The sequence below is a fragment of the Luteibacter sp. P4_E6 genome, assembly GCF_056401535.1.
On the sequence record NZ_JBFUJE010000103.1, the window covers coordinates 1 to 11,011 of the forward strand.

Consider the following 11,011-nt stretch of genomic DNA (forward strand, 5'->3'; position numbering starts at 1 on the left):
CAGCTGGTTCGTCGGCAACGAGCAGATGGTCCAGACCTCGGGTACCCGCAACGGTTCGCTGCAGGGTGCTTACCTGATCATGGCGGCCCGCGCGCTCGGCCTCGATTGTGGCCCGATGTCCGGCTTCGACCAGGCCGGCGTGGATGCCGAGTTCTTCGCCGGCACCCAGATCAAGTCGAACTTCCTGATCAACATCGGCTACGGCGATCCGGACAAGAATCTTTTCGACCGCCTGCCGCGTCTTTCCTTCGGCGAAGCGGCACAGATAGCCTGACCTCAATTCCCGCGGTGACCATCCGGTCCCGCTGCCATCAGCAGTACCCATCCCACTGCAGGAGATTCACCATGCGCGCACTCCGTTACGTCGCCCTCGCGGGCCTGCTCGCCACCGCCGGCACCGCCGCTGCTGCTCCGGTCACCTACAAGCTGGATCCGGGCCACACCATGGTCCTGTTCAGCTGGAACCACTTCGGCTTCTCCAACCCGACCGCCAACCTCGGCCAGGTCGACGGCACGCTCGTCTATGACGAAGCCGCCCCGACCAAGTCCACCGTCGAAGCGACCCTGCCGCTCGCCGGCCTCGACACCTTCGTGCCGAAGCTCGATGAGCACCTGAAGTCGAAGGACTTCCTCGACGCCGCCACCTACCCGACCGTCACCTTCAAGAGCACCAAGGTCACCTCGGCCGGCAAGGACAAGCTGAAGGTCGTCGGCGACCTCACCGTGCACGGCGTGACCAAGCCGGTCACCCTCGACGTCACCGTGAACAAGGTCGGCCCGCACCCGATGATGAAGGTCCAGACCGCCGGCTTCGACGCCACGGCCACGATCAAGCGTTCGGATTTCGGCGTCGGCGCTTACGTGCCGAACGTCTCCGACGAGATCAAGATCCGCATCACCACCGAAGCGCACGACGCCTCGGCTGCTGACAAGAAGTAAGCAAGCCCCTCGGCTTCGCTTCCAGACCCGCGTCGGTAACGGCGCGGGTTTTTTTTGTTCACCGTGGACACCAAGGCCCGGGCGCCCGGCTTCCAGGCCGCACATGCTTTCGCATCGCGCAGAGGGCTCGCCTTCGGCCTCGCAGGCTCGGCTTCGCCGTCGCTTTCTACACTTGAGCGTCTCGCGGGGAGACCTTGGCGTCCACCCTCGCTGCTCAGACAAGTCCTCCGCGTTCGAGAAGGAAGGCCGCTGACGCGGCCCATGTACTTATTTGGCCTACGGCCGCTCCACTTGTGCGGAACTCGCCTCGAGGGTGGACGCCAAGGTCTCTCACGACGATACGGTCAGCTGGAAGGAGAGCCGTTGGCGTGGGGCCGTCGTCGGCCCGGCCGTTTCCGGAGCACCAGGGCGGTGCGTAAGCCGTCGCTGGCACCCGGTTGCCGAACGTCTTCGTCGCGCCTGTGTCGGAGTGCATGGCGACAGCGGCAAGCATGGCGAAAGGACTCCGAATAAACACGACGGTCGATGCCGCCGAGCGCTTCGGCTCGACCCACGCGAACCGAAGGCTCTGCGCCGCGACGTCCAGGCACCGAAGGCTCTGCGCAGCAACGTCTGGGCCCGCCGCGGCAGGCACTCAAGCGGGTGAACCCGGAGGAAGCCCGAAAACCGCAATTCCACCGAGAGCCAATTCCTTTTTTGCTACCATCGCAGACCCCAGTTCCACGGCCTTGTCCGGAGTTTCCCCAATGCATGCCAATCCTGCGGCCGCCAAGCTGATTCCGGCCAACGCCGAGAACCGTTATGAAGTGACCAAGGCGGACCTTCCGCTATCCTGCCCCATGCCGGGCATGTACCTGTGGAACTCGCATCCCAAGGTCTACCTGCCCATCGTGGACGACGGCGGCACTTCCAAGTGCCCGTATTGCGGCGCCAATTACGTATTGAAAGACTGAACGGCCCCGCGCGGGCATGCTTCCTGCATTGCCCGTGACACTCCTTCCTCTCGGACCGCCCATGGCCACCGTCTTCCCAGATCGGACGATGACCGTCGTACAGCTCATCCCCACCCTTCACTCGGGTGGTGCCGAGCGTTCGACCCTGGAAATTGCCAGGGCGCTGGTCGCTGCGGGACACCGCTCGGTCGTGGTCTCCGCGGGCGGGCGCCTCGTCGCCCAGCTCGAGGCCGAGGGGAGCGAGCATTTCACCGTGCCGATCGGTCACAAATCGCTCCGCACGCTGTTCACTGTCGGCAAGCTTCGCCGCATCCTGCGCGAGGTGAAGCCCGACATCGTCCATGCCCGGTCACGCTTGCCCGCGTGGATCGGCTGGTGGGCCATGCGTGGCGTCAAGCCCCGCCCCCATTTCGTCACGACGGTGCATGGACTGAATTCGCCGGGTCGCTATAGCGCCATCCTGCTCCGGGGCGACCGTGTCATCGTCGTCTCGCAGACCCTGCGTGACTACGTGCTGCGTCATTACCCCGACGACATCGACACGGCGCGGGTGGCCGTTATCCCTCGCGGCATCGATACCGACGCTTTCCCTTACGGATACCGGCCCGACGAGACCTGGCAGCGCGCCTTCTTCGAGGAACACCCGCAACTGGCCGGCGCCCCGCTGCTGACCCTCCCGGGCCGTGGTACGCGTCTGAAAGGCCATGCGGATGCGATCGAGCTGCTCGCCGATCTCATTCATCGGGCCATCGACGCGCGCCTGCTCCTGCTCGGTGCCGATGAGCCCGGTCGCGAGGCCTACGTGGCCGAGCTGCGTCAGCTCATCCATGCCCGCGGCCTGGACGACAAGGTGGTGATCTCCCCGGCCCGGGACGATGTTCGCGACATATTCGCCATGTCGGCCCTCGTCCTGCAGCTGTCCGTTCGCCCCGAGTCGTTCGGGCGGACGGTGGTCGAGGCCCTGGCGTTGTGCCGTCCGGTCATGGGCTACGCCCATGGCGGCGTCGGCGAACTGTTGGCCGAGCTCTACCCGGCCGGTCGCGTACCGCTGGGCGATCGCGAAAAGCTGGTCGAGCGTGCTGCTGAACTGCTGCGTTTCGCGCCACCCATTCCGCCGCCGCGCAGTTACCGCCTGGTCGACATGCAGGAAGCCACGCTCGCGCTCTACGCCGGCCTGCTTCAGGGCGAGCCGACCGCGTGAGCGGCACCATCGCCCGTTCGATCAAGGCGGGTCTGGCCTCGCCGCTGTTGCCGATCTGGCTCGTGCCAGCCTTGCTGCCCTTCGGCCGCAGCGCTGAGCTGGGCGTGTTCCTTTGCCTGGTCGGCAGCATCCTGCTGCTGGTTCGCGAGCCGCAGGCCATACGCCATCACCCCGGCGCGAAGCTCTTCCTGTGGCTGTTCGCGGCTTATGCAGGCGCCGCCCTTGTCTCGGTCATCGATGCCGTGGCACCGGGCAAGAGCTGGCTTACGCTGGCTGGCATCCTCCGTTTCGCACCGCTGGGTGTGTACACCTGCTTCGCGATACGTCGGCCGGGCAAGGTGCGGGCCCTCTATCTGGCCACCGCCGTGGTGGTCGCGATCTGGGTGGCCGATGCCTGGGTACAGGCCATCACCGGCTACGGTCTCGCTGGCGCGTCGAATGCTGAACGCCTCTCGGGCATCTTCGGCGCAGACAACCTGAAGCTTGGTCCGGCGCTTTCCGCCCTGGCACCCTTCCTCCTGTGGGGCGCCCGTGAGCGCTGGGGACGTCGCGGCCTGGTCATCGCCTTCCTGCTGGCCCTCGGTCCTGTCCTGCTTTCCGGCTCACGTGCGTCGTGGCTTTGCTACGGACTCGTCGCGCTGGGTTTTCTCTGGAACGAGGCAAAGACGCCGCGCCGATTCGCCGTGGCGTGCGCGGCAGCCGCTATTTCGCTGGCCGTGGTCGTGTTGCTTGCATGGCAGGTGTCACCGCGTTTTCGCGACCGCGTGGCGCACACCTTGCCCGCCTTGTCGGGCACCAGCGCCGGCGTCGACAACGCGCTGACCGGAAGGCTGGATATCTGGACCACGTCGCTGCGGATGTTCGCCGCGCATCCGGTGAACGGTGTCGGTGTCCGTGGGTTCCGCTATGCCTATCCCGCGCTGGCGACACCGGGTGACCACTTCCTGACGATCGAGAAATGCGCAGAGGGCGAAGGTGCCTGCCACGCGCACCAGCTCGTGCTGGAAGTGGCGACCGAGACCGGCGTCATCGGACTGCTCGCGTGGCTGGCAGCGGTGGTCCTGGCCGTACGCACCTGGTGGCGCGCCGGAACCGTCGCGCGCTACCGGGCTTTCCCCGCCACGCTGGCACTGGTCGTCATCCTCTTTCCGCTGAACACGCACATGGCCTTCTACTCGGCCTGGTGGGGCCTCCTTGCCGCCTGGCTCGTGTCGGTCTGGTGCGCCGCGCTGTTTGCGGACCTGCCTGACCTGGAACCGCGCGATGGCGCGTGAGCCGCTATCGGTCGTCGTCACCACATTCAACAACGCGGACACCATCGAGGCCTGCGTGGCCTCCGTTCACTTCGCCGATGACATCCTCGTGCTGGATTCCGGCTCGACCGATGCCACGCGCGACATTGCCGCACRGCTGGGAGCACGCGTCGAAGTGCAGCCCTTCGCCGGTTACAGCGCCCAGAAGCAGGCGGCCATCGACCTCGCGATCCATCGCTGGGTGCTCCTGCTGGATTCGGACGAAGCCCTGCCRGTCGCCGCGGCGGATCGCGTACGCGCGGCCCTGGATTCGCCCGATGTCGCCGGCTTCGAGCTGCTCCGCCGGGAGTGGGTGTTCTGGCGCTGGCAGTCCGACCATGCGCGGCTGAATCACTATGTCCGTCTGTTCGATCGCACCCGTGCCCGGATGAGCGGCCACGAAGTGCACGAGAGCATCGTCGTCGACGGGCCGGTACGCCGCCTCGACGCCGTGATCGACCACTACGGCGAACGCGATATCGAAGGTCGCGTGGACAAGGCCAATCGCTACTCGTCGTTGCAGGTGCGCGACCGGCGCACGCGCACGCCGCGCCACCTGCGTGCACGCATGGTTGTCTATCCGACGGTTGCTTTCCTGCGCTACTACCTGTGGCGCGGACACTGGCGTGGCGGCTGGGCGGGCTTCGTCGCCGCGCGCGTGCACGCGTTCTACGCGTTCCTCAAGTACGCGAAGCTCTACGAACGCCGCGTCTCAGGCCGCCTGGTGGACCGTGATTCCCGGAACGCAAAAGGCGTCGACGAGTAAGTCGCACGCCTGCCGACGCAAGGCTTCGCGACGGCGAAATTCGCTGCGCCGTTTGCTCTCCACCGTCAACTCCGAACGGACCGGCTCATGCACGGGCATCGCGTAGAAGCCTTCTTCATCGGCGACACCGTCGTTCTCCTGCCAGAACCCGTCGTAGTCGGCCTTGATCTTTTTCCTGCTCGCGAACGGATGGGCCTCGTTGCTGATACCGCGTATGCGTTGCGCGCCCATCGCCTCGGACAGCGAACGGACCATCGACAGCAGGAGATTCTTCGGACGCAGTCCATGCGACTGCCGGGTGAGTTCGCGAATCGCATCGAGTCCCGCATTGTTCGCGGCACCTTGCAGGCAACCGATGATCACCGTACGGCCGTCGTCCACGAACGAAAGGGTCGCGTACGAGATCTGCAGCCCCCAGTCGTCGGTGAGCGAAAGGCTCAATTCGCCCTCGCGGCCCCGGAGCGTGGGTGCCTTCAGCACCAGTGACAGTCCGCTGCCATCGCGCAGGACGAGGCGCCCGACGCCGACTTCCCGCTGTAAGTACAACTGTTTGAACAACGGGGTGGGGAAACGGCGCACGGCGAAGGCGTAATGTTGCTGCGTGGCCGCCAGTCGCTGCATCATCGACCAGTGACGGTTCATGTAGCGGTGCTGGTAACGCTCGATCAGCGTGCGGTCGATCGCTGTCACGCCGGCCATGGCCGGCGATTCGAGGAACGCTAGCCACGCGCTGTGTCGACGCCAGTGAAGCAGCGCGCGCGCGATGTACGTCATCGCGGCATTGAATCCACGTGAACGTGAGCTATGCCATTCGGCCCGGCCGCGCAGCGAGCGCGCGAAACGGAGGAGCGACTGCATGGGGAAGGTCCGTCCAGGGAGTAGACGAATCGTTTCTACGCTCGTATTTTTTCGCGTAGCTTTCGTCGTCGCTGACGGGAAGTAGCTGCTTAGGCGCGTAATTAACGGCGGTCGAGCCGGATCAGTAGATCTTCGGCTCGCCGGGTGGGCGCGTCTTGAACCGCTTGTGTACCCAGAGGTATTGCTCAGGTGCTTCACGCGCCATGCTTTCGATCTGCACGTTCACCCGTGCGGTGTCGTGTTCCGCGTCGTCACTGGGAAAATCCGCAAGCGGAGCACCGAGGCGCATGGCGTAGCCGGCATCGCCCGGCAGGCGGCGGTGGTAAAAAGGGATGACAAGCGCACCCGACAACCGGGCCAGGTGATGCGTCGCGGTGATCGTCGCGGCCCGGACACCGAAGAACGGAACGAAGACGTTGTCCTTGCTGCGCATGTCCTGGTCGGGTGCGTACCACAGCGTGCCGCCCTTCTTCAGATATCGCACGGTCCCACGAATATCGTCTTTGTCGAACATCGCGTCGGCGTAGTGCAGGCGCGAGCGCAGCACCGCGAACTCGAAAACCTCCGAGTCCATCCGCCGGTACATGCCGGCGATGCGAATGCGCGAGGAGACCAGGCGGGCGCTCAGTTCGAGGTGCGAGAAGTGGCCGCCGACGAGCAGGACGCCGCGGCCGGCGGCACGCGCGGCCTCGAGGTGCTCGAGGCCTTCGACGGTGACCGGTACGTTCGCGATGGCGCGGTCGGAGCCCATCCAGCCGAGCGCGAATTCGGCCAGCATCATGCCAACGTCGCAGAGATTGGCCCGCAGCAGCGCTTTCTGGGCGGTCTCGCCCAACTCGGGGAAGCACAGCGCGATATTGGTTGCGGCGATGCGCCGCCGTTCCCGATTCAGGTGGAGCGCAAGGCGTCCGGCCGCGCGTCCGAGGCGCATCAGCGTGCGGAAGGGCAGGTGCGCGATGAGCCAGATGAAGCCGACGCCGACCCACGCGGCCCAGTGGCGGGGCGCTAGCAGGCGGAGGGTAAAGGAGGGGCGGGGCATTCCAGGCATGTCCGGCCATTGTAGCGAATGGGGGCGGCTATACTGGCCGGTCACCGGGAAGTCCAGGGAACCCCGTGCTGCTGCGTCTGATCTACAACTGCGCCATGTACCTTTTCACGCCACTGGTGATGCTTCGCCTGATGGCGCGTGGCATGCGCTACGGCGACTATCACGTGCGCTGGCGCGAGCGCTTCGGCCGCTTCCCGCTGCCTCGCCTGCATGGTTGCCTGTGGGTGCATGCGGTATCGGTCGGCGAGGTCAATGCGGCCGAACCGCTGGTCAAGGCGTTGATGGAGGCCTATCCGCACGCGCCCATGCTCGTGACCACAGTGACGCCGACGGGCTCGGAGCGCGTCCGCCAGTTGTTCGGCGATCGTGTCCACAGCGTCTACCTGCCGTACGACCTGCCGTTTGCGGTGCGCAGCTTCCTGCGCAACACGCGCCCGCGGCTGGCCGTGATCGTCGAGACCGAGATCTGGCCGAACCTCTACTTCGCCTGCCGTCGCCATGGCATCCCCCTGCTGATCGCCAACGCACGTCTCTCCGAGCGTTCGTTGCGCGGGTACTCACGCATGAGCTCGCTGGTGAAAGGTGCGCTCCGTTGTGTCAGCCACATCGCCGCCCAGTCGCGCACGGATGCCGCGCGCTACCGTCTGCTCGGTGCCGAGCCGAGCCAGCTCACGGTCTGCGGCAACCTCAAGTTCGACATGCCGGTACCCGACGACGCGCTGGTGGCTGGCAAGGCCATGCGCGAAGCCTGGGGCACCGGTCGTCCGGTCTGGATCGCGGCAAGCACCCACGAGGGCGAGGAGATGAGCGTGCTCGAGGCGCACCTCGACGTGATGCGACGCCTGCCGGATGCGCTGTTGCTGATCGCGCCGCGCCATCCCGAGCGTTTCAAGGCGGTGGAGTCCTCGGTGCGCAGCCTCGGCTTCCAGGTAGGCACGCGCAGCGCCGACGGCGTGCCGGGCCACGGCACCCAGTGCTTCGTGATCGATTCGATGGGCGAGTTGCTGCGATTCTTCGCGGCCTGCGACGTCGCCTTCGTCGGCGGCAGCCTGGTACCCATCGGCGGCCACAACGTGCTCGAGCCCGCTGCCTTGTCGAAGCCGGTGCTGGTGGGTCCCTATACCTTCAACTTCGAAGAGATCACCCAGGCCCTGCTGGACGAGTCCGGCGGCCAGCGCGTCGCCAGCGCCGACAAACTCGGCGAGCAGGTCCTCTCCCTCCTGCGCGACCATGACCGCCGCCAGGCCATGGGCACCGCCGCCCGCCACGTCTTCGACAGCGAACGCGGCTCCGTCGGCAAGGTGATGAAACTCGTCGACCGGCTGTTGCAGGAATAGGAACATGTAACCAGCGGCTTGCGCCGCCTCACGCTTGYGGGTGCGTTGGGAGCCGCGAGGGGCAAGGCCCTTGGGGCCGCGGCGCGGCTCTTCGAGACGGGCGGTAGCTGGTCTCTCGCTYTGTAAGGTAGTCGGGGCCGCCCTCAGCTTAAGCGTCCCCAAGGRCCTTGCCCCTCGCGGCASCGAASGYYGAGGYTGCGTGGGGTCRAGCRCACCGCCAGCAAGCATGTGTTGTTGCTGTTGTAGGAGCCGATTCATCGGCGAAGCCTCAGAGGTCGTCGTTGCGAATGAGGCATTGCATCGCATCGTGGAGGCGGCTCAACCGCTCGCCCGATCACCACAAGGCCTTGTTCGCAAACCCGATAGCCTGAGGGTTCGCCGCTGAAGCGGCTCCTACGAAGGCGCGTTGGCGCGTTGGTGCGTTGAGGCAGTCGTGCGACGCACGGCGGCGAAGCGGCGTGATGCTCGTGCCACACGCAACGTCTACGTCCGGTGTCGCGGTCGGGTTGGCCCTTGGGGCCGCCTAAGCTGAGGGCCGCCCAGTTTCCGTGCAAGCGATCGCGCCACCTACGGCCCGTCTCGAAGAGCCGCGCCGCGGCCCCAAGGGCCAATCCGACCGCGACTCCCAGGAAACCACGAGCGTGAGGCGGCGACCGCCGCTCAACACACCAGCCGCGCAGCGGCTATCCGCACAAAAAAAAGCGGACCCGAAGGCCCGCCCTTTTCATCGTGCAGTGGAACGCGGCCGTTACTGCAGCAGCGAGTTCACTGCTTCGAGGTCCTTGATGTCCACCGTGCCAGCCGTCTGCTTCAGCAGGAGCTTGTCGAGGATGAACTGATGGCGGGCCTGCGAGTAGTCGCTGAGCGACGAGGTGAGGTTCTGCTGGGCGATCAGCACGTCGACGATGGTGCGGGTGCCGACTTCGAAGCCGGCCTGCGTCGCGTCACGTGCACTCTCCGACGACTCGACGGCGGCCTTGGTCGCTTCGACCTTGCTGATGCCGGCGACGACCGAGCGGTAGAAGTTGAGCGTGTCACGCACCACCTGGCGACGCACCGATTCCAGGGAGTCCTGGGCGGCATCGCGCTGGTAGATCGACTGGCGCACGCGCGACTGCGTGAGCCCACCGGAGAAGATCGGCACGTTCAGCGTCAGGCCGACCGAGGTCGCGCCACGGCCGTTGCTGCCGGACGAGCCGAGGGTGCCGGAGGTGGCCGCGGAACCGGCGCCGCCGTTCTGCGTCCAGGCCGTGCTCTTGTTGTAACCCAGCGACGCGTCGATCGTCGGCAGATGGCCGGCGCGGGCGGAGGAGATGCTGTGCTCGCTCGACTCGACGCTGTACTGAGCGGCGAGAATGCTCGGGCTGCTCTTGACCGCTTCGGCCACCCAGGCCTTCGGATCGTTCGGGGTCGGGGGATCCATTGGCAGCTGCTCACGCAGCTTCTTCAGGTTGTCCGCCGGCTTGCCGGTGATCTGGGTGAGGGCTTCGCGCGAGTCGGCCAGGGTGTTCTCAGCCGTGATGACGGAGGCGACCGAGGTGTCGTGCTGGGCCTTGGCGTCCTGCACGTCCGTGATGGCGGACAGGCCGACGTCGAAACGCTGCTGCGCCTGTTCCAGCTGGCGGGCGAGGGCCTGCTCGTTGGCCTTGGCGAAGGTCAGGGCGTCGTCGTTGGTCAGGACCTGGAAGTAGGCCGTGGCCACGCGCGTCGCCAGCTGCTGGAGGGCGGCTTCGTACGTCGCGTTCTGCGAGTTGGCGGACGAATGCGCCGCCTGCAGGTCGGCGATCTGGCTGAAATTCAGCACGCTCTGGGTCACCGTCGCGCTCAGCGTACGCTCGCGGGTGTGGCCGATGTCGCTGCTCAGCAGCGGATTGCCGTTGCCGTCGAGGAGCGGGTTACCAGCGGCGTCGGTCAGCACCGAACGCGAGGGGCCTGCCGGGTTGGACTGGGTAATACCGACCGAGCCGTTGACCTGAGGCAGCAGCAACGCGCGTGCCTGATCCACGCCTTCGCCGGTGGCGAGACGGGTGGAATCGGCCTGCGACAGCACCGGATCGTTTGCACGCGCCTGGCGGTAGGCGTCGAGCAGGTCTTCAGCATGGCTCGCGAACGGCGTCGCGGCCAATGCAAGCGCGACGGTGAGCAGCTTCAAGCGCATGATTTCGCCTCGTGGGTGATGGGTAATCTTGTGGGTCAGAGCACGAAGCGCTTCACCGGCGCAGCGTGCGCCAGGTAGGGAAGGTCCGTTTCAAACAGCGATTCCTCGCGGAAGCGACCTTCACCCTCGTGGGTGAGGAGCACTGCCGTCTGCGCGGGGGAATCGCCGCGTACGACGAACATGCGCCCACCCGGCTTGAGCCAGCGCACGAACTTTTCGGGAACCGTGTGCACGGCACCGGTAATGACGACGGCATCGAAAACACCGGTCGGGTTGTAGCCGTTGACGGCCTCGGCGGTCTCCAGCGAGACGTTGGTCACCCCGGTCGCGGTGAGGCGCTGGCGAGCGGCCTCGACGAAGTCGGCGTGCATGTCGATGCTGGTCACGTGGGCRGAGAGGCGGGCGAGGCAGGCGGTAAGAAAGCCCGAGCCGGTGCCGATTTCGAGCACGGCGTCGGTC

At 66.2% G+C, this 11,011-nt stretch carries 11 protein-coding genes; 7 read left to right on the plus strand and 4 right to left on the minus strand.

All coding sequences use genetic code 11. The features are described 5' to 3' along the window. From AC1DT2_RS08760 to AC1DT2_RS08785, 6 genes are all read left to right on the plus strand, one after another. Positions 1 to 274, plus strand: a 274-nt coding sequence (locus tag AC1DT2_RS08760; RefSeq protein WP_477295884.1) for a nitroreductase family protein, incomplete at its 5' end; no start/stop codon positions are given. A gap of 71 nt (positions 275 to 345) precedes the next feature. Then, positions 346 to 939: a YceI family protein gene (locus AC1DT2_RS08765; RefSeq protein WP_213949385.1), complete on the plus strand. Its 594-nt coding sequence runs from the start codon at positions 346 to 348 to the stop codon at positions 937 to 939. 746 nt (positions 940 to 1,685) lie between these two features. Then, positions 1,686 to 1,892 carry a zinc-finger domain-containing protein gene (locus AC1DT2_RS08770; protein ID WP_046979305.1) on the plus strand — a complete coding sequence of 69 codons (207 nt, stop codon included), beginning with the start codon at positions 1,686 to 1,688 and terminating at the stop codon, positions 1,890 to 1,892. A gap of 61 nt (positions 1,893 to 1,953) precedes the next feature. Further along, positions 1,954 to 3,093, plus strand: a complete 1,140-nt coding sequence (locus AC1DT2_RS08775) for a glycosyltransferase (protein WP_477295885.1) — start codon at positions 1,954 to 1,956, stop codon at positions 3,091 to 3,093. Further along, positions 3,090 to 4,367, plus strand: coding sequence for an O-antigen ligase family protein (locus AC1DT2_RS08780; protein ID WP_477295886.1), 1,278 nt, complete (start codon positions 3,090 to 3,092; stop codon positions 4,365 to 4,367). The genes AC1DT2_RS08775 and AC1DT2_RS08780 overlap by 4 nt, the downstream gene beginning before the upstream one ends. Further along, positions 4,357 to 5,151 carry a glycosyltransferase family 2 protein gene (locus AC1DT2_RS08785; RefSeq protein WP_477295887.1) on the plus strand — a complete coding sequence of 265 codons (795 nt, stop codon included), beginning with the start codon at positions 4,357 to 4,359 and terminating at the stop codon, positions 5,149 to 5,151. Before AC1DT2_RS08780 ends, AC1DT2_RS08785 begins: the two co-directional genes overlap by 11 nt. Here the strand turns inward: AC1DT2_RS08785 and AC1DT2_RS08790 are convergent. Together AC1DT2_RS08790 and lpxL are read right to left on the minus strand one after the other, a co-directional pair. Then, a complete protein-coding gene (locus tag AC1DT2_RS08790) occupies positions 5,098 to 6,009 on the minus strand; it encodes a VirK/YbjX family protein (RefSeq protein ID WP_477295888.1) in 912 nt (303 codons plus the stop codon). The two genes, AC1DT2_RS08785 and AC1DT2_RS08790, sit on opposite strands and share 54 nt — an antisense overlap. A 121-nt stretch (positions 6,010 to 6,130) precedes the next feature. Next, positions 6,131 to 7,048 carry an LpxL/LpxP family Kdo(2)-lipid IV(A) lauroyl/palmitoleoyl acyltransferase gene (gene lpxL, locus AC1DT2_RS08795; protein ID WP_477295889.1) on the minus strand — a complete coding sequence of 306 codons (918 nt, stop codon included), beginning with the start codon at positions 7,046 to 7,048 and terminating at the stop codon, positions 6,131 to 6,133. 104 nt (positions 7,049 to 7,152) lie between these two features. On the opposite strand from lpxL, the gene waaA reads away from it, so the two are divergent. Then, entirely contained in the window at positions 7,153 to 8,394 is a 1,242-nt protein-coding gene (gene waaA, locus AC1DT2_RS08800; protein WP_477295891.1) for a lipid IV(A) 3-deoxy-D-manno-octulosonic acid transferase, read from the plus strand. 748 nt (positions 8,395 to 9,142) lie between these two features. On the opposite strand, the gene AC1DT2_RS08805 is transcribed toward waaA, so the two are convergent. Both AC1DT2_RS08805 and AC1DT2_RS08810 read right to left on the minus strand, forming a co-directional pair. Beyond that, positions 9,143 to 10,552 (minus strand): TolC family outer membrane protein, encoded by a 1,410-nt coding sequence (locus tag AC1DT2_RS08805; RefSeq protein ID WP_063571983.1) that lies wholly within the window; start codon positions 10,550 to 10,552, stop codon positions 9,143 to 9,145. A gap of 35 nt (positions 10,553 to 10,587) precedes the next feature. Beyond that, positions 10,588 to 11,011: protein-L-isoaspartate O-methyltransferase family protein (locus tag AC1DT2_RS08810; protein WP_477295890.1), on the minus strand; the 424-nt coding region annotated here is incomplete at its 5' end.